Genomic DNA, 21,680 nt, shown 5'->3' on the forward strand with positions numbered 1-21,680 from the left:
GTGTGGCGGGGGGCCAACCTCCGGAGGGCCCGGGAGGCCGGGGGCGGGTCCCGGCGGGCTGATTACCCTGATTGCCCGACCGCGGGGGGGGGCGGGGGAGCGACCTGCCCCCCCCCCCTCGCCGTTTGTTCGCGACCGGTTCTGACCAGCTCCGATCGGATCGGTGACGCAAGGGAACGTGTGTCCGAAGGGGATATCGGTCTGCCGTGCGAGGCCTCATACCAGAGCGGGACGCCTTCCGGGGGAGTTTGTCAACTGCCCACCGCACATGATGGCTTGGCGACTACTGTCAGTTGCCGCCGGGCGACGCGGGGCCGAATTCTTCGGCTCTCTCGACCGGCATCGCGATGGCGCACGCCCGAGTCGCGCAGACCCGCGGGAGCCCCCGTGGCCCCCGACGCACCAGTACGAGGACGCAGATGTCTCACCTCCGCGCACCGGCCGCACGCGCAGACCGCCGTGAGGGCGGGCGGCACGGGCGGCCGGTTGCCCGCACGGTCCACCCGCAGCCCGAGACCCGCCTACGGCCCCAGTTGCTGCGCCTGGCGCTCCTGCCGCCGATCGCGGTGGCGCTCAGCGGCTGTGCGGCCGTGCTGTTCACCGTCCGCTCCACCGGCGCACGCCCCGGCGTCGTCCTGTGGGCGGTGCTCGCCGGCGCCGGGAGCGTGGCCCTCGCGGGCATCCTGATCGCCGCCGTGGGCGCCGACCGGGCCGCCACGTCCGTGCGGGAACGCATCGGCGCCCTGCGCCGCGGCAGCGCCCGTACCGAGGCCGACCTGCGCGCCGTCGTCGAGGGCCTGCGCCGGGGCGAGAGCCCTCCCACGCCCAAGCCGCGCCAACGGCCCAAGCCCGACGCCGACGAGTTCGAGCTGCTCGCCGCCGACCTCTCCCGCGCGCACGACGGCGCCGTCACCGCCGTCGTGCAGGCGGCCCAACTCTCCAGCCAGGCGGGCAGCGAGCAGAAGGTCGAGGTCTTCGTCAATCTCGCGCGGCGGCTTCAGTCCCTCGTGCACCGCGAGATCTCGATCCTCGACGAGCTGGAGAACGAGATCGAGGACCCGGACCTGCTCAAGGGCCTCTTCCACGTCGACCACCTCGCCACCCGCATCCGCCGGCACGCCGAGAACCTCGCTGTGCTCGGAGGCGCCGTCTCGCGCCGCCAGTGGAGCAACCCCGTCTCCATGACCGAGGTGCTGCGGTCCGCGATCGCCGAGGTCGAGCAGTACTCGCGGGTCAAGCTGGTGCCCCCGATCGACGGCACCCTGCGCGGGCACGCCGTCGCCGACGTCATCCACCTGCTGGCCGAACTCGTCGAGAACGCCACGGTGTTCTCCGCCCCGCACACCCAAGTCCTGCTGCGCGTCAACCTCGTCACCTCCGGCCTCGCGGTCGAGGTCGAGGACCGGGGCCTGGGCATGCCCCTGGGTGAACAGAACAAGATGAACACGCTGCTCACCGACCCCGATCAGGTGAATGTCGCCAGCCTCCTCCAGGACGGCCGGATCGGTCTGTTCGTGGTGTCCCAGCTCGCCCGGCGGCACGGCATCCACGTACGGCTCCAGACCAACATCTACGGCGGTGTCCAGGCCGTACTCGTCGTACCGCAGGCGCTGTTGGGCGTGGCGCCGGGCGCCCCCGGCGACGTATCGCAGGCACAGTCCCAGCAGTCCCAGCAGACGCAGCAGCTCAAGGCCGGCGGCCCGCGTCCGCCCGCCGGACCACAGGCAGGGCCGACCGCGCCCGTGTCGTCCGCCGGCGCGACGGTGGCCTCCGTGCCGCGGCAGGCGCAGCGGGACCAGCTGCCGCGCGCCGCGCCCGGCACGGGCGGCAGCGGCCCGGCGCCGCTCCCCGTGCGCGGCGCCCGCGCGCAGCGGCCCAACCCGGCCGAGGCCCTGCCCGGCATCCGGCCCGACGACCGGCCCGTGGTCGCGGAGAACGCGGCCATGCCGCCCACCCCTCGCAACGGCGCGGTGCGCGGCACCATGGGCAAGCCCCAGCTGCCCAAGCGGCGCGCCCAGGAGCACATCGCACCCCAACTGCGCGACGGGCCCGTGCCCCGCCAGGACCCGGAGCAGGTCGTCGGCCACGACCCCGGTCTGATGGCGGCGTTCCAGCGGGGGATCGGGCTCGCGGAGGCCCAGCACGCCGAGGAACGGCGCACGGAGGCAGCGCACAGCGGAGCAGCGCACTTGGAGCGGCCGCACCCCGATCTGCCGCACTCCGACCCGCTGCGTCCGGACCTGCTGCACCGGGACCCGCCGCACCCGGATCTGCGCCACCTGGACCCGTTGCCGCCGCTGGATGTGATCCGTGTCGACCAGACGTCCACGGGCGGCGCGCCCCGCATAGCCGACACCCACACGGCGCACGCGCCCGCCCCGCGCGAGGCGCACGGGACCCGCGACAACGCACCCACGCCCGGACACGACCACACGGCCCGGCACGACGGGAGCACAACGGCCGGATGACCACCCCCCTGACGACCCCCACCCGCACGCCCTCCCACACCCCCACACCCTCCGCTCCGGCAGACCTTCGTACTTCAAGGAGTCGATCCACCATGGCGAGCGACGCGCCGACCGCCCACGCCCATGTATCCGATCTCGACTGGCTGATGAGCGGCCTCGTACAGCGCGTACCGCACACGACGAGCGCGGTACTCCTCTCCTGCGACGGACTCGTGAAGTCGGTCCACGGACTCGACCCGGACAGCGCCGACCACATGGCGGCGCTCGCCTCCGGCCTCTACTCGCTCGGCCGCAGCGCGGGCGTGCGCTTCGGCGACGGCGGTGACGTACGCCAGGTCGTCGTCGAACTCGACTCGACCCTGCTGTTCGTCTCCACCGCGGGCTCCGGCACCTGTCTCGCCGTGCTCGCCGGCCGCGAGGCCGACGCGGCGGTGCTCGGCTACGAGATGGCGATGCTGGTCAAGAGCGTCCGTCCGTATCTGATGACCGCGCCCCGGCAGGCCGCCGTGGAACCGCCGGCGATGAGGCCTTGAGCGTGGCCGCGGCCGGCGACGGGCCCTGGCTCGACGACGCGGCCGGACGGCTGGTGCGCCCCTACACGGTCAGCAACGGCCGGACCCGGCCGACCACCGCCCTCGACCTGCTGTCGCAGGTGATGGCCACCGGGGCAACACCTCTGGGCTACCTGGGCCCCGAGCACACCCAGGCACTCGAACTGTGCCGGGCGCCCGTCTCGGTCGCGGAGATCGCCGCACACCTGAAGCTGCCCGCGGCGGTCACCAAGGTGCTGCTGTCCGACCTCGTCGACTGCGGGGCACTGACCACCAAGCCGCCCGAGTTCCACCACAACCCCACTGACCGGTCTCTTCTGGAGGCAGTGCTCGATGGACTACGACGACAGCTCTGATCCCTTCCCCACCGCGTTGAAGATCCTGGTGGCCGGAGGGTTCGGGGTCGGCAAGACGACCTTCGTGGGCGCGGTGAGCGAGATCGCGCCGCTCAGCACGGAGGAGCTGCTCACCACGGTCAGCGCCGCGACCGACAATCTCGACGGCATCGAGAACAAGGTCGAGACCACCGTGGCGATGGACTTCGGCCGCATCACCCTCGATCCGGAACACGTCCTGTACCTGTTCGGCACACCCGGGCAGCAGCGGTTCTGGTTCATGTGGGACGAGCTGTCCGAGGGCGCGCTCGGCGCGGTGATCCTCGCCGACACCCGTCGCCTGGAGGACTGTTTCGCGGCCGTCGACTTCTTCGAGCAGCGCGGTCTCGGCTTCATCGTCGCCGTCAACGAGTTCGACGGTGCCTACCGCTACGACCCCGAGGAGGTGCGCGCGGCCATCGACCTCGACCCCGAGATCCCCATCGTGCGCTGTGACGCCCGGATCTCCAGTTCGGGCGTGCAGACCCTGCTCACCCTGGTCCGCCACCTGCTCGCCCACGCACCGACGCACGCACCCATCCGCTGAGCCCGCACCCGGCGTACGCCTTCGACCGCTGAGCCCGCACCCGACCCACGTCCCCCGCCACGGAGCCCACACCATGACGCCCGCCCCACACCAGGGAGCCCGTAGATGAGTTACGACCCGCCGCGCCCGGCCGGTCGTCTGCTGCTGACCCCGGAGGACAAGGACGCCCCCGCCCGGGTCAGCCGGCTGCGCCGACTGGGCCTGGGAGAGCACACGGAACCCGCCTTCGACGCCTTCGCGGACCGGCTCGCCGAGGTCGCCGCGGTGCCGTACTCGATGGTCAACTTCATCGACGAGAACCGGCAGTTCTTCGCGGGCCTGCACACCCCGGACGGAAACGTCTCGGTCACCCGGCCGCTCCCGGCCGCCCCGGACGGCACCGTGAAGGCCGTCGGGCGCTACATGACCCGCGACTACGGGTTCTGCCCCCATGTGGTGGTCCGCCGCAGGGCGCTGGTCCTGGAAGACGTCTGCGACTACCCGCGTTTCGCCGGCAACCCGGTCGTCGACGAGATCGGCGTCCGTTCCTACCTGGGGGCCCCGCTCATCGACCACACCGGCATCGCCCTCGGCACGATCTGCGTCGTCGACCTCGAACCGCGCCCGTGGGGGAAGGCGGGCCTGGAGACCATCAAGTCGATGGCGGCGGAACTGGTCGAGCAGATCGAGCGCAGGGCGGACACCGGGGGGATCTGACGCGCGCGGCCGAAGGCGTGAAGGAAAGCTGCGGCCGCGCTTAAGAAATCCTCGATGGACCAACGGCGCACCCGTGCGGCAGATTTCTCCGGGAAATCACCCCTCTCCCCGGTACGGGCCGCTTCGGCGTGCCCTGCTCCGGGACCTCACCACGGGAGCCGCAGCTTGAAGGCGCTGGTCAAGGAGAAGGCGGAGCCTGGGCTCTGGCTGACGGACGTCCCGGAACCGGAGATCGGCCCCGGCGACGTACTGATCAAGGTCCTCAGGACCGGGATCTGCGGCACCGACCTGCACATCCGCAACTGGGACGGCTGGGCGCAGCAGGCCATCCGCACGCCGCTCGTCCTCGGCCACGAGTTCGTCGGAGAGGTCGTCGAGACCGGCCGCCACGTCGCCGACATCAAGGCGGGCGACCGCGTGAGCGGCGAGGGACACCTCGTGTGCGGCAAGTGTCGCAACTGCCTGGCCGGGCGCCGTCACCTGTGCCGCGCCACGGTCGGCCTGGGCGTCGGCCGCGACGGCGCGTTCGCCGAGTACGTGGCCCTGCCCGCCGCCAACGTGTGGGTGCACCGCGTCCCGGTCGACCTCGACGTCGCCGCGATCTTCGACCCGTTCGGCAACGCCGTGCACACGGCGCTGTCCTTCCCCCTGGTCGGCGAGGACGTCCTCATCACGGGCGCGGGCCCGATCGGTCTGATGGCCGCGGCCGTGGCCCGGCACGCGGGTGCCCGCAACGTCGTCATCACCGACGTCAGCGAGGAGCGCCTCGACCTCGCCCGCAAGATCGGCGTCAGCCTCGCGCTGAACGTCGCGGAGTCGACCATCGCCGACGGGCAGCGCGTCCTCGGCCTGCGCGAGGGCTTCGACATCGGCCTGGAGATGTCCGGCCGCCCCGAGGCGATGCGCGACATGATCGCCAACATGACGCACGGCGGCCGGATCGCGATGCTCGGCCTGCCCGCCGAGGAGTTCCCGGTCGACTGGTCCCGGATCGTCACCTCCATGATCACGATCAAGGGCATCTACGGCCGTGAGATGTTCGAGACCTGGTACGCGATGTCCGTCCTCCTCGAAGGCGGCCTCGACCTCGCGCCGGTCATCACCGGCCGCTACGGCTACCGCGACTACGAGGCGGCCTTCGCGGACGCCGCGAGCGGCCGCGGTGGCAAGGTCATCCTCGACTGGAGCGCGTGAGCGTCCGCAAGAGCCACTCCGAACCGCGTAACCCCCTAGGAGCCCCTCCATGTTCGACTCCGTGCGCGACGACCTCCGCACCACCCTCGACGAGATCCGCGCCGCCGGTCTGCACAAGCCCGAGCGCGTCATCGGCACCCCGCAGTCCGCGACCGTGAGCGTCACCGCGGGCGGCCGCCCCGGCGAGGTCCTCAACTTCTGCGCGAACAACTACCTCGGCCTCGCCGACCACCCCGAGGTCGTCGCCGCCGCCCACGCGGCCCTCGACCGCTGGGGCTACGGCATGGCGTCCGTCCGCTTCATCTGCGGTACACAGGAGGTGCACAAGGAGCTGGAAGCGCGCCTGTCCGCGTTCCTCGGCCAGGAGGACACGATCCTCTACTCCTCCTGCTTCGACGCCAACGGCGGCGTCTTCGAGACCCTCCTCGGCGCCGAGGACGCGGTCATCTCCCACGCCCTCAACCACGCCTCGATCATCGACGGCATCCGCCTCTCCAAGGCGCGCCGCTTCCGATACGCCAACCGTGACATGGCCGACCTGGAGGCCCAGCTCAAGGAGGCGTCCGACGCGCGCCGCCGGCTGATCGTCACCGACGGCGTCTTCTCGATGGACGGCTATGTCGCGCCCCTCAAGGAGATCTGCGACCTCGCCGACCGCTACGACGCCATGGTCATGGTCGACGACTCGCACGCCGTCGGCTTCGTCGGCCCCGGCGGCCGTGGCACCCCCGAGCTGCACGGTGTCATGGACCGCGTCGACATCATCACCGGCACCCTCGGCAAGGCGCTCGGCGGCGCCTCCGGCGGCTATGTCGCCGCCCGCGCCGAGATCGTCGCGCTGCTGCGCCAGCGCTCGCGCCCGTACCTCTTCTCGAACACGCTCGCCCCGGTGATCGCGGCGGCCTCCCTGAAGGTGCTCGACCTGCTGGAGTCGGCCGACGACCTGCGCATCCGCCTCGCCGAGAACACCGCGCTGTTCCGTTCCCGGATGACCGCGGAGGGCTTCGACATCCTCCCCGGTGACCACGCGATCGCCCCCGTCATGATCGGCGACGCGTCCGTCGCCGGACGCATGGCCGAACTCCTCCTGGAGCGCGGCGTCTACGTGATCGGCTTCTCCTACCCGGTCGTCCCGCAGGGCCAGGCCCGGATCCGGGTCCAGCTCTCGGCCGCGCACTCGACGCAGGACGTGAACCGGGCGGTCGACGCGTTCGTGTCCGCCCGCGCGGAGCTCGAGGGCTGAAAGACGCCCGTGACCTGAGAGAATCGGTCACATGATCGAAGCGCGGCGGCTCCACATCCTCCGTGCGGTGGCCGACCACCGCACGGTCACGGCGGCGGCCGCCGCGCTCTATCTCACCCCGTCGGCCGTCTCCCAGCAGCTGACCGCGCTGGAGCAGGAGACCGGCCACCGGCTCGTCGAGCGCGGCGCCAAGGGCGTACGGCTGACTCCGGCCGGCGAGATCCTGCTCAGCCACACCAATGAGGTGCTGGCCCAACTGGAGCGCGCCGAGGCGGAGTTGGCCGCGTACAGCGCGGGCTCGGCGGGCACGGTCACCGTCGCCTCCTTCGCGACCGGCATCGGCCTGGTAGTGGCCCCCGCGCTGGCCCGGCTCGCCTGCACGGCACCCGGCATTCACGTCCGCGTCCAGGACGCCGAGGGCGACGCCAGTCTGCCGATGGTGCTCGACCGGCAGGTCGACATCGCGGTCGCCGTCGAGTACCGGGGCGCCCCGGACGCGGACGACCCGCGCCTGACCCCCGTAGCCCTGTACGCCGAGCCCTTCGACGCGGTCGTCCCGCTCGGCCACCGGCTCGCCGACGCCACCGAGGTCCCGCTCGCCGAGCTGGCCAAGGACCCGTGGATCGGCCCGTACCCCGGCAACCCCTGCCATGACGTGGTCGTCCTGGCCTGCGAGAACGCCGGATTCCAACCCCGTCTCGAACACTCCTCCGACGACTTCCGGGCCGTCGTCGCCCTCGCCTCGGCCGACGCGGGTGTGGCCCTGGTGCCCCGCTCCGCCCTGCGCGGCATGGACCTCACGGGCGTGCAGGTCCGACCGGTCGACGGCGTCGCGCCCACGCGCCGGGTCTTCGCGGCCGTACGCCGGGGCGCGGAGGAGCATCCGCTGATCCGCCCGGTGCTGGATGCGCTGGCGGAGGCCGCGACGGTGGACTGAGGGGAGTGGTCGGCGGGGCGCCCTGCTGTTTCATATCTGGGATAGCATCCCGAATATGGGAAATGGTGGGGAGCTCGATGTCGTCGATGTCCGGCTCGGGGCCCGGCTGGCCGAGCTGCGTTCCGAACGTGGCTGGTCCCTGGGGGAGTTGGCGGAGCGCAGCGGGGTCAGCCGCTCCACCCTGTCCCGTGCCGAGCGTGCCGAGATCAGCCCCACGGCCTCGCTCCTGAACCGGCTGTGCGCCGTGTACGGACGCACCATGTCGCAGCTGCTCAGCGAGGTCGAGGCGGAGCCCGCTCCGGTGGTGCGGGCGGCCGACCAGACGGTCTGGGCCGACGAAGCCTCCGGATTCGTACGACGATCGGTGTCCCCGCCGCACGCCGGGCTGCGCGGCGAACTGGTCGAGGGGCGGCTCAGGGCCGGCGCCGACCTCGCCTACGACCGGCCTCCCGTGCCCGGCCTGGAGCAGCACATCTGGGTCCTCGACGGAACGCTGGAGGTGACCGCGCAGGACGTCGAACACCGGCTCGACGCCGGGGACTGTCTGCGGCTGCGGGTGTGGGGGCCCACCCGCTTCCGGTGTCCCGGTCCCGAGGACGTACGGTACGCGCTGGTGGTGGTGCTGCCGTGACCACCGTCTCCCGGCTGGACGCCCAGCGCCTCCGCGCCTCGGTGGGCGAGCTGGCCGAGCTGCTGATCGACACCGTGGAGGGCGGGGCCTCGATCGGCTTCCTCGCCCCGTTGGAGCGGGCGACAGCCGTCGCCTGGTGGGAGGAGCGCGTGGCCGCGGTGTCGGCCGGACGCCTCGCCGTGTGGGTGGCGCACACCGCGGACCGGATCCTGGGCACCGTCAGCCTCGTCTTCCCCGACAAACCCAACAGCCGCCACCGCGCCGAGCTGGTGAAGCTGATGGTGCACCGCGACGGCCGCGGACAGGGCCTTGGCCGGGGCCTTTTGACCACCGCCGAGCACGCGGCCGCCACCGCCGGAATCACCCTGCTGCACCTGGACACCGAGACCGACAGCCCCGCCGAGTCCCTCTACCGCTCCGCGGGCTGGACCCGGCTCGGGGCGATACCCGACTACGCGGCGACGCCTTCGGGCGAGCTGCGCCCGACGACGATCTTCTACAAGCGGGTGGGAGCGACGGTCCCCGGCGAGTGAAGAGCCGCCGCTCCCGGCCGCGGCTACAGCAGGGAGGTCAGATGGCGCAGCTCCTTCACGAGAGGCGGCCGGGGGAGCGGGACGATGCCGATCTCCGGGTGGTGCGGGCGGGCGATGTGCGGGTGGACGTGGTCGATGAACGCCGGATTGACCAACGGCGCGGTGACGCGGTCGCCGCACATGTAGGTGGGTTCGAAGTGCTCGCGCACCAGTTGGGTGCGCCAGTGGTCGGCGTCGTGGTACTCACCGCTGTGGGCGTGTTCGAGGAACAGGCAGTACTCGGCGACCTGGTGGCCGACCCCGGCCGCGAAACGCCACCAGAAGCGCGCCCCGCTGCTGTCGCCCGCCACGTGCAGCAGACATGCGAAGACCAGGGCGCCGGTCTTGTCCGCGTACTGGCTGTCGATGAACTCGCTCAGATGACGGTCGGCGTCCGGCCCGAACAGCACCAGCAGGCTCACGGCGTTCAGGTCCCACCAGGCGCGGTCCGCGTCCGGGGTGCGGTCGTCCTCGGGGGTGGTCCACACGGCTCGCACGAGCGCGGCATCGGGGTTGCGCGGGCGGTGCCGGGCCGCCTGACGGCTGCGCAGACGGGCTTCGGCGGCCGCGAGGTCGTAGTCGGCGTAACGATCCTGCGTACGCGCTTTGGCCAACAGGTCGTCGATGGTGCGGCGGTCGGAGGGCAGGGTGCTCATCAGGGGTTCTTCCCGTCGGAGTGCTCCGGGCAGCGGAGTTTGAGCAGGGTGGCGAGGCGCCGCCGGCCGGTACGGAGCTGGGAGCGGACGGTGGCCTCCTCGTTGCCCATGAGTACGGCGGCTTCGGCGGCCGTGAAACCTATGCCGTAGTAGAGGAGGATCGCGTCCCGCTGCCGCTCGCTCAGGGAGCCGACCGCGACGTACAGGGCGATGGCGTCGGTGAGCGTGTCGTACGGATCCTCGGCCGGATCGGCGAGCGCCGCCTCGAAGGCGGCGATCTCCATCAGCTCCGGGCGGCGCCGGCGCTTGCGGTGCATGTCGATGATGCGGCGCTTGAGGATCGTCCAGGCGTAGCCCTCCAGGTTCTCCATCCGCAGCATCCGCGGCCAGCGGTCCATGACCTGGTCGAAGGTCAGGTCCACGGCCTCCTCCGCGTCGGCGTCGGAGCCGAGCTGGAGATAGGCGTAGCGCATGTAGTCCTGGCGGCGCTGATGGTGGAAACCCCAGTACGCCATCTGCACGGTGGGGTCCCACTGGTCGATGGGTACCGCCCGCGGTGCGCCGACGGCCCCGCCGGTCTCCTCCGGCCCGCCGTCGCCGTTCACGGGACGTCCCGGGTCGACTCGGCGGAGCGGGACGGGGCGCGGGTGCCGGTCAGTCCGGTGATGCCGATCCGTACGCCGGCTGTCAGGAGCCGACGGCAGGCACGGACGACGTCCGGGCCGAACACCCTCATACCAAGCGCGATCTCGAACAACCACGCGGCAGCGCTCTGCTGCACGGGGTCCTCCCCTGTACCTGTGCTGATCGAAGGTGCCGTGTCCCCACCCCGGCACCAGAGGCACCATCCGCCTCCACCCATGAAGCGTCCGGGGCGACCCGAACGTGCAGCCGGTGCTCGAAAAATATTACGTTCAGTATCGATCCGATTGCAGCTGGTTCAATCATCGACCATCTCGGGCGGGGAGCCGGGGGTGACCGAACCCGCCGACCCCTGTCGATGTCAGTGCCTTTGGCTACCGTGCCTCCCATGCCGGATGCCGACGACGTACGCCGTACCGCCCTCTCCCTGCCGGACACCACGGAGAAGATCGCCTGGAGCATGCCCACCTTCCGGGTCGCGGGGAAGATGTTCGCCACGCTGCCCGAGGAGGAGACGTCCATCGCGGTGCGGTGCCCGAAGGAGGAGCGCGACGAACTCGTCCTGGCGGAGCCCGGCAAGTTCTGGATCGCCGACCACGAGGCGGGTTTCGCCTGGGTCAGGGTCCGGCTCGCCGCCCTGGAGGACGGCGACGAACTCCGCGACATCCTGGCCGACTCCTGGCGCCAGGCGGCTCCGCCCCGGCTGCTCGACGCCTACCCGGAGCTGGGACTTCCGAAGGCCGACTGACAGCGTGTCCGCGCGGGGCCGCACGGGTCCGCGCGAGGACGGACTCAGGGGCGCGGTCGGTCCGAGGCGCTCAGGAAGCCGCCGATCCGCTCCCGCAGGGATCCCGTGTCGAGGCCGTGCGCGGTCAGGTGCTCGTCGACGGTTCCGTACCGGCGCAGCTCACGTCGGCGGACGCCGAGGCCGAGGACACGGTGGGGTACGTCGGCGAGCGCGTCGCCCGCGGCGGCCGTGGACGTACCGGCCAGATACGGCTCGACGAGGACGACGTCGGTGCCCGCCGCCTCCGTGGCGCGGCGCAGGGTCTGCCCGTCGAAGGGCCTCACGGTGGCCGCGTACAGGACGGTGACGTCGAGTCCCTCCGTCGCGGCGAGTACGGCGTCGAGCATCGGCCCGACGGCGACGACGACCCCTGCGCGACCTTCCCGGACGGTACGGAAACGGGCCCCGTCGACCGGCAGGCCCTGTCCGTTGGACTGCACGGACAACCGCACGTACACCTTGTCGTCCCCGGCGGCGACCGCCTGCCGCAGCAACTGCTCGGCCTCGTCCGGATGGCCGGGAACGTGCACGGTCCAGCCGTCCAGCGTGTCGAGCAGGGCCACGTCGCCGGGTGCCATGTGAGTGAAGCCTCCGGCGGGCCAGTCGAAGGACGCTGCCGCGCTCACCAGCACCGCGCCCACGTCCTGGTGTCCGAGGTCCAGCTTGACCTGCTCGAACGGCCGCTCGATGAGGAAGCTGGCGAAGGTGTGCACGACGGGTCGCAGACCGGTCAGCGCCAGGCCCGCGCCCGCCCCGACCAGGAGCTGTTCGCGGATCCCGACGTTGATCACCCGATCGGGATGCCTGCGTCGGGCTTCCGTGAAACCGTCCTTGCCGATCTCGGCGAGGACGACCGCGACCCGAGGGTCCTCGTCGAGCAGCCGCGTCATGACAGGGGCGAAACGATCACGCATGGTGTCCACCGAAGGGGGTCCTTCCAGGGGTGTACGGGATGAGGAGAGGGGAGCGTCCGGAGCCGCAGATGCCTTACATGCCTCAGGTGTCTTAATTGCCTCAGAAGCCTCAGAAGCCTCAGAAGCCTCAGGCGGACTTGGGCTCGACCCGGGCGACCACCACGTGCGGGCGACCCGGGTGGGGCGCGGTGAAGGCGGCGTACAGCGCCTCGTGGTCACGGCCGTCGACGGTCAGGGCGGACCAGCCCGCGGCCTCGAACCGGGCGGCGATACCGCCGGGCCGGGCATGGCCGGCGGAGGAGTTGTCGATCACCACGGTGTGCAGCCGGTCGAGACCAGCCGGCCCGGCGTACGCGATCGCCTCGTGGTTGCTGCCCTCGTCCAGCTCCGCGTCGCCGATCAGCACCCACACACGGGGCTCGCCCAGCCCCTGCGCGCGCAGGCCCAGCGCGGTGCCGACAGCGATCGGCAGCCCGTGCCCCAGCGACCCGCTGCCGATCTCGGCGCCGGGTACCAGCACCCGGTCCGGGTGGTGTCCGAGCGGTGAGTCGTACGCGCCGAAGTCCGGCAGCCACTCGACCGGCACGAAGCCCTTGGCCGCGAGCACCGCGTAGTACGCCATGGGCCCATGCCCCTTGGAGAGCAGGAACCGGTCCCGCTCCGGATCGTCCATCCGCTCGGGCCCGACCCGCAGCACCCGGTCGTAGAGCACCCACAGCGCGTCCAGCGTGGACGTCGCCGCGGGGCCGTGCTTCTCGTCGCCGGTCATCAGCCCCATCAGGCGGGGCAGGTCCTGGTACTGATGGTGGCGTTCCGCCTCGATGATCGTCATGCCGACGATCGTGCAACCTCAATCAAACTTCAGGTCAAGCGCCGACTCGAAGTCTTCCCCCGCGTGGCCCTGTCGCCCCGCGCCCCGGTCGGCCCCGAATAAACGGATGCGCGACCATCGCCCCGAGTGCGGTATTGTTTCCGTGCGCGTTCGGCCAGGGGAAACCCCAGGTCAGGCGGGCAACGGGACGTGGCGCAGCTTGGTAGCGCACTTGACTGGGGGTCAAGGGGTCGCAGGTTCAAATCCTGTCGTCCCGACCAGCTTCACAGCAGGTCGGAGGCCGTCTTCTCGGCGATGAGAAGACGGCCTTGTCGTGTCCGCTCCTTCACGGACCTCCAGGAGCTACCAGGTGACGGGCAGCTCGTAGATGCCGTACGCCTGTGAGTCCTCCTTGAACTTCAGCTCCGAGACGTCGACCGCGAGCCGCAGGGTCGACACCCGACGGAACAGCGTGCTGAACACGATGTGGAGTTCTATACGGGCCGGCTGTTGCCCGATGCACTGGTGCGGCCCCAGCTGAACGCGACATGGTGCGCCGCCCGGCGGGCGAGGTCGAGCTTCTCGGGATCGGGGAACGCCAGCGGATCCCAGTTGGCGGCCGGCAGGGCCGCGATGACGCCCTCGCCGGCGCGGATGGTCTCGCCGTCGATCTCGATGTCCTCGACAACGGCTCGTCGTGCGAGCAGGTGCGGGATGGTGAGGTAGCGCAAGAGTTCCTCGACGGCGTTCGCCACGAACTTGGGGTCGTCGCAGTTCTCGCGCAGGGCCGCGAGCTGGTCGGGGTTCTGGAGCAGCAGCGCGGTGCCCAGAGTGATCATGTTGGCGCTGGCGTCGTGGCCGGCGACGAGCAGGATGTGCCCCAGGGGAACGGCCTCCGCCAGGCTGAGATCGCCCTCCTTGACGCGCGCGCCGAGGTCGGACAGGACGTCCTCGGCGGGGTCGTCCATCTTGGCGTCGATGAGCCCGGAGATGTAGCGGCGCAGCTCCCTCGTCGTCTCGGCGGCCTCTTGCGGTGTCTTGAACCGCGCGGTGGTGACGCCGGCGTGCTCCTGGAAGAACTCGTGGTCCTCGTAGGGCACTCCGAGCAGCTCACAGATCATCAGTGACGGCAGGGGCAGGGACAGGGCCGTGTTGAGGTCGGTGGGGTTGGGGCCCGCCAGCATCTTGTCGATGAGGTCGTCGGTGATCTGGTGGATCGCCGGGCGGAGCTTCTCCATGCGGTGGCGGGTGAACGACCTCGTCAGCATCCGGCGCCACCGGGAGTGTTCGGCGCCGTCGGTGTTGTTGATCGACGGCTGCATCTCGGCGGCGTGCGCCTTCATGGCCTCCGTGGTGTGCGGGTATCCCGGTCCACCGATGTTGGCGCTCACCCTCGGGTCGGCGAGGATCTCGCGCAGGGCGGCATGGCGCGTGACGACCCATGGGGTGCTGCCGTCCCATGTCCTGGCACGAACGACGGGCTTGCCCGAGTCGTGCAGGTCGAGCAGTCCCGGTGGCGGCGCGAAGGGGCACTGGGCCGATCGGGGCGACAGGTACTCCGGGGTTGCCTCGGCCGTCTCGGTGCCGGCCACGTTCTCGGTCACGGTGCCTCAATCGCGGGTGATCGCGTAGGCGATCGGGGCGGTGGCCGCGTAGACGCCCGCGATGCCGCGCCCGATCGGCAGCGTGCGGTAGTCGGTGGCGAAGGCGGCGACCAGGTCGCCGACGAAGCCGAGACCGGTGGCGACGAGCAGGACGCGCTTCTTGCCGAAGAGGGCCGCGGCCTTGACCGCGAAAGGCAGGAAGAAGGTACCGGTCAGCAGGGTCATCAGGGTGAACCAGGCGATGTCCGTGGTCCGGAAGTGGATCGCGACGTCGGCCTGTGCGATGCCGGACAACGCGGCGACGAGCGCGACCAGTTGGACGGTCCACACGAGCGCGACGACGACGAGCACGTTGCGCGTGGTGGAGCGGGATCTCTCGTGGGCCTGTGGGGGAGAGGTTCGGGTCTGGGACATCGACGGCCTGCCATGGGTGAGCGGAGATCCAGAGAGTGGCTCTGGTCCGGGCGGCGTGGGGGACGTCCAGTGCGAGAGCGGCCGACCGGTAAAATAGACCTAACGGTCGGTACAATCAATGAGCTGCGCAGAAAAAGAACGCGTAGAAAGTGACACCCGGGCGCATCGAGGCAGGTGCGATCGAGCCGCCTCGGCTCACGGGCACACGTCTGTTCGGCCGGGTCGCGCAGGCGTGCGACGTGCGCCGTTGGCCGATAAAAACGCTTGGACTGCGCGGGAGCCCCCGCGGGACACTGCGATTCCTGGCCCGCCGTACTCGCACGTGGGTGTCGCCGCGGGCCCGTCGTCGTACCCCGCCCATCGGAGGACGACCCGAGCCAACGCGCTCACTCGAAACCGAAGCTCCACACGGCCACTGAGGCAACGGAATCTCCCCGGAGAAGCACGCGGCAGGCTGCCGCACGACCACACAGGGTTGGGATGGGATCGCCTGAATCGCGCGAGGGTTCACCGGGCAAAGGCTCGGTGCTCCTCGCCCTTCGCTATTACGGACGGGAGTTGGCCCGGCTCCGACGGCTGACCGCCCCCGCGATGCTGCTGCCGGCGCTCGGCAACATCGGCATCAACTACATCGCGCCTCTGATCGTCGCGAAGCTCGTCGGCCGGATCGCCGGCGACGCCGGCATCTCCATCGGCTCGACACTGCCGTACGTCCTCGGCTTCGCCGGCGTCCTGCTGCTCGCGGAGATGCTGTGGCGCCTCGGCCTGCACTGCCTGAACCGTCTCGACGCCCTCGGCATCGAGCAGTTGTACGTCATCGGCATGGACGAGCTGTTCGCCAAGGACGCCGCGTTCTTCCACGACAACTTCGCCGGGTCACTGACCAAGCGGGTGCTGAGCTTCGCCTCCCGCTTCGAGGAGTTCGTCGACACGATGACGTTCCAGGTCGTGGGCAGCTTCGTGCCGCTGGTGTTCGGGGCGGTGGTGCTGTGGCGCTACGAACCGCTGCTCGTCGTGGGGCTGCTGGCGATGATCGCGCTGACGGCGCTGTGCGTGTTGCCCCTCATCCGCCGCCGTCAGGCGCTCGTCGATCAGCGGGAGGAGGCGATCGCCCGGGTGTCGGGCCATGTCGCCGACAGTCTGATGAACATGGACACGGTCCGGGCGTTCGCCGCCGAGGAGCGTGAGGCCGCCGAGCACCGGTCGCGTGTCGCGGCCTCGCGGCGGCTCATGCTGAGGTCGTGGGACTACGGCAACCTGCGTATCGACACACTGGTCGCGCCGATGTCCGTGCTGACCAACGCGCTGGGCCTGCTGCTCGCGGTCGCGCTCGGCGGAGGCAGTCAAGGCGTGGAGGCGGTCGTGGTCGCCTTCACGTACTACAGCAACGCGACGCGGATCATGTTCGAGTTCAACCAGATCTACCGCCGCCTGGAGAGCTCGATGACGGAGGCCGCGCAGTTCACCGAACTGCTGCTGAAGCCGCCGACGGTGCTCGACCCGAAGACGCCGGAAGCGCTGCTGTCCCGGGCCGCCGACGTCCGCTTCGAGCAGGTGACCTTCGCCCACGCGGGCGCGCAGCCGCTCTTCGAGGGACTCGACCTGGCGGTGCCCAGCGGGGCGAAGATCGGTCTCGTCGGCCGGTCCGGCGGGGGCAAGACCACGCTGGCCCGGCTGTTGCTGAGGATGACGGACATCGACTCCGGCCGCATCCTGATCGGAGGGCAGGACATCAGCAGGCTGCGCCAGGCAGACCTGCGCGGACTGATGGCCTACGTGCCGCAGGACCCGGCGATGTTCCACCGCACACTGCGGGACAACATCGCCTTCGCCCGGCCGGACGCCACCGAGGCCGAGATCCGTCGCGCGGCCGAGGCGGCGCATGTCACGGAGTTCGCCGACGCGCTGCCGGACGGCTTCGACACCATGGTGGGCGAGCGCGGGGTCAAGCTGTCCGGCGGACAGCGTCAGCGGGTCGCACTCGCCAGGGCGATCCTGCGCGACGCACCGATCCTGCTGCTCGACGAGGCGACCAGCGCGCTGGACTCCGAGAGCGAGATCCTCGTACAAGAAGCGCTGTGGCGACTCATGGAGGGCCGGACGGCGCTCGTCGTGGCGCACCGACTGAGCACGGTCGCCACCATGGACCGGCTCGTCGTCCTCGACCGCGGACGAATCATCGAGCAGGGCACGCATCAGGAACTGCTCGCGTCGGAAGGCGCCTACGCGAAGCTGTGGCAGCACCAGTCGGGCGGTTTCCTCGACGACAGCCAGGAGCCGGCCGACCTGCACTGAACGCGAGCCCGGCGGGCGTGGGGTCCCCCCCCCGCGCCCGCTCGGCGGGACCCGCTCCCCGATGTCCACTCCGGGCACTGATTGACGAAAGCCGCAGAGCCCCCTTTTCGGATGTCGTTGAGGATCTGACTACTCATCAATGTTCGCAAGTACTCCCCATATTGACGGTCCGTCATGAGTTGGGGCGATGATACGATCGCCGCACTTGCCGAGCGGGCTATGGGCACAAAACGACTCTTCCGGCCAAACGACTCTTCTGGCCAACTGTGCGGCCCGGACGGTAAACCCTGCGCAGTGGGCTGCCGGCCCGCCGCGCTGACGGAATTCAGTAGCTGGCTGTCAGTCGCTTGAAGAGAGTCTTATGACGCAATACATGCAGGACCCGGCTCTCTGGGCTCTTATCGCTGGTACTCCGCTTGCAGCTACCGCCATTATTCGTGGAAAGCGGTCTGCGCGGAGTTTAAGGCAGGGAAATCAAGAACTCAGGGATCACTACGCTGAGCTTGAGAATCAATATTCGGCGTCGGTGAAGAAGGCTCAGGAGCAAGCCGAAGAAGCAACGAGAACCGCGCTCAAATCGGCGATGCGGACGCTTCAGGGTCTCGCCGCCGAACAGCAGTTGGCTATTTCCAAACTGCAGAGCAAGTATGGCGAGTCGGTGATCCTCCAGGACCTCCTGGAAATCGACCACATGAACTCGCAGTTCGGGCGGCGCGCCCAGTCCATCGCGGTGCTCTGCGAAGGCTGGCTGGGACGGCAGCGTGACGTCGCGTCGGTGTACGACGTGGTCCGCAGCGCGCAGGGCAGGATCCGGCACTTCCAGCGGGTCGAAATTCTTTCGCAGGTCGATTTCGCGGTCACCAACCGGGCTGTCGAACCGGTGGCGCTGGCCCTTGCCGAACTGCTCGACAACGCCACGAGCTACTCGGCACCGGAAACCAGTGTCGAGATCAATGTCCGTGCCGTACCCAAGGGCATCTGCATCGTCGTCGACGACGCCGGTGTCGGCATGAACGAGGAGGAGAAGGCCCGAGCGGCGAAACTCCTTTCGAGTGAGCGGGCCTCGGGTGTCTCCGGGCTCGGCAATCCTCCGCAGTTCGGCTTCGCCGTGATCGGTGTGCTCTGTGAGCGCTACGGCTTCACGGTGTCCGTCGACTCGACCTCTCCCTACGGGGGTGTGCGAGCGGTGGTCCTGCTGCCGGACGAGCTGCTCACCAGCATGCCGCAACCAAAGGAGCGAGCACAGACTGTGAGCACTGTTCCCTCGCTGAACCCGAGCGGCCCGGAACCCGCCGCGGCCGTGTCCACGACCGCCGACGGTCTTCCCAAGCGCCGCCGCAGGCGGGCCATGGCCATCGTGCCGCCGAGTTCCGAAACCACGGGCGCCCCCATGACCACGGGCACCCCGATCCGCTCCGAAGAGGAGACCGCCTCGATCATGGGTGCCTTCCAGCGCGGCACGCAGTCCGGTCGAGCCGCGCTCCCGGAGCCTGCGGGCCGCACGAGCAACGCACATGACGCAAGCAGCGAAGGGCATGAGGTTTCGTGAACAACGATCTGTCATGGATGCTTGACGGCGTCCTGGAGATTCCCGGGGCTCTGCACGCGGTCCTGGTCTCCGCCGACGGGCTCTTGATGGCGTCCTCGAAGGGGGTCGGAAGGGACCACGCGGACACCGTCGCCGCCGCGATGAGCGGTGTGCAGTCGCTGAGCCGCTCGATCGGGTTCTTCTGCGACGGGTCCGATCTGAAGTGGCGGCAGACGCTCGTCGAGTTCGACGGTGGCTGGGTCTTCCTGATCTCCGCCGGTGACGGCGCGTACCTCGCGGTCTCGGCCTCTCCCGACGTCGAGATGGGGGAGATCACCTTCCGCATGCAGCAGCTCGTCGGCCAGCTGGGCAAGGCGCTGACGACTCCGCCGCGCGAGAACATCGGCGCACGCCAGTGACCGATTCCGAGCGGCAGGAGCCCGAGGCCGCGGAGTTAGTGCGGCCGTACGTCATCACCAATGGCCGGGACCTTCCCGACGGCGACCAGTTCTCCCTGATCACGCTGGTCACGGCGGCCGCCGACCATCAGCAGCGGCCGGCCCGGCTCTCCCCGGAGGAACAGAGCCTGCTGGAGATGTGCTCCGGCGGCTACCTCTCGGTCGCCGAGATCGCGGGACACCTGCGCCTGCCCATGGGCGTGGTGAAGATCCTTCTCAATGCCCTCGCCGAAGGCGGTTACCTCATCACGCGCGCGCCGGTGGCGCGCGCCCGCCTGGTCGACGAGCAGATTCTTCAGGAGGTGCTGGATGGTCTCCGGGCCCGTTTTGGATGAGAAGGCGTACGTCCGTGGTGGAGCGGCGCAGACCGCCGTGAAGATCCTGATCGTCGGGCACTTCGCGGTGGGCAAGACCACCTTCGTCGGGACGATGTCGGAGATTCCTCCGCTGTCCACGGAGGAGACGATGACGCAGGCCGGCGAGGAGATCGACGACCTCAAGGGCGTCCGTGGCAAGACCACCACCACGGTGGCCATGGACTTCGGACGCCTCACGATCAGTGATCACGTCGTGCTGTACCTGTTCGGTACGCCGGGCCAGCAGCGGTTCGTGCAGATGTGGGAGGACATGGCGCGCGGCGCTCTCGGGGCGCTCGTGCTGGTCGACCCCGAGCGGCTGGCGGATTCCTTCGCCGTCATCGACCTGATCGAGCAGTACGGACTCGCCTACGCCATAGCCGTGAACCACTTCGACGGCACGCCGATTCGTGGCGAAGAGGCGCTGCGTGAGGCGTTGGACCTGCTCCCCGACACCCCGGTCGTCACCTGCGACGCTCGCGACGAGAACTCATCAGCAAGCGCCCTGATCACCCTCGTTCACTATTTGCAGGACCGTGCCCGCTAGGAGCAAGCATGAACACTGAATCCACCGCCCCCGTGCCACCACCCGGCTGCCCGGCTCATGCCACGGGTGAGCCGGTGCCGTTGCACGGGGCGGAGTTCGCGGCCGATCCGCAAGCCTATTACGAGTACATGCGTCACTACGGGCCGACCGCTCCGGTCGAACTCGCCCCCGGTGTCGAGGCGACCCTGGTCACGGAATACTCGGCGGCGCTCCAGCTGCTCCAGAACGCGGGCGCCTTCCGGAAGGACTCGCGCCGCTGGCGGGATTTCAACGAAGGCGAGATCAGTCCGGACAGTCCGGTGCTTCCGCTTCTGGTGTACCGGCCCAACGCCATGTTCAGTGACGGGGCCGACCACATGCGGCTGCGGCAGGCCATCACGGACAGCTTCGCGCGTGTCGATTCGCATTGGCTGAGCCAGAGCGCCGAGCGGGTCTCGAATTACCTCATCGCCCAGTTCCACACCCGTGGCTCGGCCGATCTGCTCAACGACTACGCCAAGCTGCTGCCGCTTTTCGTGTTCAACGAACTCTTCGGCTGCCCCGCGGAGATCGGCGACCGGGTCCTCTTCGGTATATCCGGCATTTTCGACGGTGTGAATGCCGAGAAGGCGAACGAGGTACTGGGTCAGGCCGTGGGCGAGCTGGTGGCCCTCAAGCGGTCCCGGCCCGGCGACGACGTCACCTCCTGGCTGATGCAGCATCAGGCGCGCCTGACCAACGAGGAGATGGCCCACCAGCTCGTCCTGCTGCTGGGCGCCGGTGCGGAGCCGCTGCGCAACCTCATCTCCAACACCCTGCACCTGCTGCTGACCAACGACCGTTACGCGGCAGGCGGGTTGATCGAAGAGGCCATCGACACCACGCTGTGGAAGAACCCGCCCATGGCGAACTACGCGCCGCACTACCCGGCGGCCGACATGGAGTTCGGGGGACAGAAGCTGGCGGCGGGCGACCTCGTGCTGGTCAGCTTCGCGGCCGCCAACACCGACCCGGCGCTCGCGGCGTCCCGTCACGCATCGAGCAACCGCTCCCACCTGGCGTGGAGCGCGGGACCGCACGCCTGCCCGGCCAAGGACCCCGCCCGGCTCATCACCGTGACGGCCATCGAGAACCTCTTCAACCGGCTGCCCGACGTCGAACTGGCCGTACCCGAGGACAGTCTGACCTGGCGTCCGGGTCCCTTCAACCGGGCGCTGGCCGCGCTTCCGGCCCGATTCACCCCCGTACAGGCCGCCCGGCAGCCCGACCCGCAGCACCGCCCGGAGACCACGGCGCGCAGCGACCAAGGAGGTGCGCAGGGCCGGCAGGAGCGTGGCGGGCTGTGGAGTTCGTTCCTGTCCTGGTGGAAGGCGTGAGATACGCAACAGCTGCCAACATCCTCGCACTGCATCAATATTCAACCGGAGGGGTAGGGAAGAGCGCGGCATACGTGTTGATCACAAGTTAAAGGAGGTG

The 21,680-nt window shown here is 69.9% G+C and carries 23 protein-coding genes, 1 tRNA gene and 1 pseudogene; 18 read left to right on the forward strand and 7 right to left on the reverse strand.

Features of this window, described 5'->3' with window-relative positions; all coding sequences use genetic code 11:
* Window positions 1-419: 419 nt before the first annotated feature.
* The 10 genes from KVT44_RS16395 to KVT44_RS16440 all read left to right on the forward strand — a co-directional run bounded on the left by KVT44_RS16395 (window position 420) and on the right by KVT44_RS16440 (window position 9,174).
* Window positions 420-2,468 (forward strand): ATP-binding protein, encoded by a 2,049-nt coding sequence (locus KVT44_RS16395; RefSeq protein WP_217567592.1) that lies wholly within the window; start codon window positions 420-422, stop codon window positions 2,466-2,468.
* A gap of 92 nt (window positions 2,469-2,560) precedes the next feature.
* Window positions 2,561-3,001, forward strand: a complete 441-nt coding sequence (locus KVT44_RS16400) for a roadblock/LC7 domain-containing protein (RefSeq protein ID WP_060894670.1) — start codon at window positions 2,561-2,563, stop codon at window positions 2,999-3,001.
* 2 nt (window positions 3,002-3,003) lie between these two features.
* Window positions 3,004-3,375 (forward strand): DUF742 domain-containing protein, encoded by a 372-nt coding sequence (locus tag KVT44_RS16405; protein ID WP_054232708.1) that lies wholly within the window; start codon window positions 3,004-3,006, stop codon window positions 3,373-3,375.
* On the forward strand, window positions 3,353-3,940 hold the full coding sequence (locus tag KVT44_RS16410) for an ATP/GTP-binding protein (protein ID WP_067361216.1): 588 nt from the start codon (window positions 3,353-3,355) through the stop codon (window positions 3,938-3,940). The genes KVT44_RS16405 and KVT44_RS16410 overlap by 23 nt, the downstream gene beginning before the upstream one ends.
* A 105-nt stretch (window positions 3,941-4,045) precedes the next feature.
* Complete coding sequence (locus tag KVT44_RS16415) at window positions 4,046-4,636, forward strand: GAF domain-containing protein (protein ID WP_190168324.1); 591 nt, start codon at window positions 4,046-4,048, stop codon at window positions 4,634-4,636.
* Window positions 4,637-4,801: 165 nt separating this feature from the next.
* Window positions 4,802-5,830, forward strand: coding sequence for an L-threonine 3-dehydrogenase (tdh, locus tag KVT44_RS16420; protein ID WP_099919480.1), 1,029 nt, complete (start codon window positions 4,802-4,804; stop codon window positions 5,828-5,830).
* Between the two features lie 49 nt (window positions 5,831-5,879).
* Entirely contained in the window at window positions 5,880-7,073 is a 1,194-nt protein-coding gene (locus KVT44_RS16425; protein WP_217567593.1) for a glycine C-acetyltransferase, read from the forward strand.
* Between the two features lie 31 nt (window positions 7,074-7,104).
* The gene (locus KVT44_RS16430; RefSeq protein ID WP_217567594.1) at window positions 7,105-8,010 is read left to right on the forward strand and encodes a LysR family transcriptional regulator; all 906 of its coding nucleotides are present in this window, start codon (window positions 7,105-7,107) and stop codon (window positions 8,008-8,010) included.
* Between the two features lie 55 nt (window positions 8,011-8,065).
* Window positions 8,066-8,641, forward strand: coding sequence for a helix-turn-helix domain-containing protein (locus tag KVT44_RS16435; RefSeq protein ID WP_217567595.1), 576 nt, complete (start codon window positions 8,066-8,068; stop codon window positions 8,639-8,641).
* Entirely contained in the window at window positions 8,638-9,174 is a 537-nt protein-coding gene (locus KVT44_RS16440) for a GNAT family N-acetyltransferase (RefSeq protein ID WP_217567596.1), read from the forward strand. The genes KVT44_RS16435 and KVT44_RS16440 overlap by 4 nt, the downstream gene beginning before the upstream one ends.
* 23 nt (window positions 9,175-9,197) lie before the next feature.
* Here KVT44_RS16440 and KVT44_RS16445 read toward each other — a convergent pair whose 3' ends face one another.
* From KVT44_RS16445 to KVT44_RS16455, 3 genes are read right to left on the reverse strand one after another with little or no spacing between them, the layout of a single operon-like run.
* Window positions 9,198-9,869 (reverse strand): hypothetical protein, encoded by a 672-nt coding sequence (locus KVT44_RS16445; RefSeq protein WP_217567597.1) that lies wholly within the window; start codon window positions 9,867-9,869, stop codon window positions 9,198-9,200.
* On the reverse strand, window positions 9,869-10,474 hold the full coding sequence (locus tag KVT44_RS16450; protein ID WP_054232699.1) for an RNA polymerase sigma factor: 606 nt from the start codon (window positions 10,472-10,474) through the stop codon (window positions 9,869-9,871). The genes KVT44_RS16445 and KVT44_RS16450 overlap by 1 nt, the downstream gene beginning before the upstream one ends.
* Window positions 10,471-10,650, reverse strand: coding sequence for a hypothetical protein (locus KVT44_RS16455; protein WP_217567598.1), 180 nt, complete (start codon window positions 10,648-10,650; stop codon window positions 10,471-10,473). Before KVT44_RS16455 ends, KVT44_RS16450 begins: the two co-directional genes overlap by 4 nt.
* A 249-nt stretch (window positions 10,651-10,899) precedes the next feature.
* On the opposite strand from KVT44_RS16455, the gene KVT44_RS16460 reads away from it, so the two are divergent.
* Window positions 10,900-11,259, forward strand: coding sequence for an MmcQ/YjbR family DNA-binding protein (locus KVT44_RS16460; RefSeq protein ID WP_099919474.1), 360 nt, complete (start codon window positions 10,900-10,902; stop codon window positions 11,257-11,259).
* A gap of 44 nt (window positions 11,260-11,303) precedes the next feature.
* Here KVT44_RS16460 and KVT44_RS16465 read toward each other — a convergent pair whose 3' ends face one another.
* Window positions 11,304-12,221 (reverse strand): transketolase family protein, encoded by a 918-nt coding sequence (locus KVT44_RS16465; protein WP_217567599.1) that lies wholly within the window; start codon window positions 12,219-12,221, stop codon window positions 11,304-11,306.
* 118 nt (window positions 12,222-12,339) lie between these two features.
* Window positions 12,340-13,044 carry a transketolase gene (locus KVT44_RS16470; protein ID WP_217567600.1) on the reverse strand — a complete coding sequence of 235 codons (705 nt, stop codon included), beginning with the start codon at window positions 13,042-13,044 and terminating at the stop codon, window positions 12,340-12,342.
* A gap of 183 nt (window positions 13,045-13,227) precedes the next feature.
* Between KVT44_RS16470 and KVT44_RS16475 the strand changes: the two genes are divergently transcribed.
* Window positions 13,228-13,304 (forward strand) — tRNA-Pro (locus KVT44_RS16475).
* Between the two features lie 82 nt (window positions 13,305-13,386).
* On the opposite strand, the pseudogene KVT44_RS16480 reads toward KVT44_RS16475, so the two are convergent.
* Both KVT44_RS16480 and KVT44_RS16485 read right to left on the reverse strand, forming a co-directional pair.
* Window positions 13,387-14,627, reverse strand: a pseudogene (locus KVT44_RS16480) (cytochrome P450).
* Between the two features lie 6 nt (window positions 14,628-14,633).
* A complete protein-coding gene (locus tag KVT44_RS16485; protein ID WP_254649495.1) occupies window positions 14,634-15,041 on the reverse strand; it encodes a hypothetical protein in 408 nt (135 codons plus the stop codon).
* Between the two features lie 480 nt (window positions 15,042-15,521).
* Between KVT44_RS16485 and KVT44_RS16490 the strand changes: the two genes are divergently transcribed.
* The 6 genes from KVT44_RS16490 to KVT44_RS16515 all read left to right on the forward strand — a co-directional run bounded on the left by KVT44_RS16490 (window position 15,522) and on the right by KVT44_RS16515 (window position 21,580).
* Window positions 15,522-17,336: an ABC transporter ATP-binding protein gene (locus KVT44_RS16490; protein WP_217567601.1), complete on the forward strand. Its 1,815-nt coding sequence runs from the start codon at window positions 15,522-15,524 to the stop codon at window positions 17,334-17,336.
* 361 nt (window positions 17,337-17,697) lie between these two features.
* A complete protein-coding gene (locus KVT44_RS16495) occupies window positions 17,698-18,885 on the forward strand; it encodes a sensor histidine kinase KdpD (protein WP_075030323.1) in 1,188 nt (395 codons plus the stop codon).
* Window positions 18,882-19,283, forward strand: coding sequence for a roadblock/LC7 domain-containing protein (locus tag KVT44_RS16500; RefSeq protein WP_054232692.1), 402 nt, complete (start codon window positions 18,882-18,884; stop codon window positions 19,281-19,283). The genes KVT44_RS16495 and KVT44_RS16500 overlap by 4 nt, the downstream gene beginning before the upstream one ends.
* Window positions 19,280-19,657, forward strand: a complete 378-nt coding sequence (locus KVT44_RS16505) for a DUF742 domain-containing protein (protein ID WP_054232691.1) — start codon at window positions 19,280-19,282, stop codon at window positions 19,655-19,657. The genes KVT44_RS16500 and KVT44_RS16505 overlap by 4 nt, the downstream gene beginning before the upstream one ends.
* Complete coding sequence (locus KVT44_RS16510; protein ID WP_054232690.1) at window positions 19,632-20,225, forward strand: ATP/GTP-binding protein; 594 nt, start codon at window positions 19,632-19,634, stop codon at window positions 20,223-20,225. Before KVT44_RS16505 ends, KVT44_RS16510 begins: the two co-directional genes overlap by 26 nt.
* Before the next feature lie 8 nt (window positions 20,226-20,233).
* Window positions 20,234-21,580, forward strand: a complete 1,347-nt coding sequence (locus KVT44_RS16515) for a cytochrome P450 (protein ID WP_217567602.1) — start codon at window positions 20,234-20,236, stop codon at window positions 21,578-21,580.
* The last annotated feature ends 100 nt before the right edge of the window (window positions 21,581-21,680 follow it).

Source organism: Streptomyces sp. GbtcB7 (assembly GCF_019091445.1).
In the GTDB taxonomy this organism is placed as follows: Bacteria; Actinomycetota; Actinomycetes; order Streptomycetales; family Streptomycetaceae; genus Streptomyces; species Streptomyces mirabilis.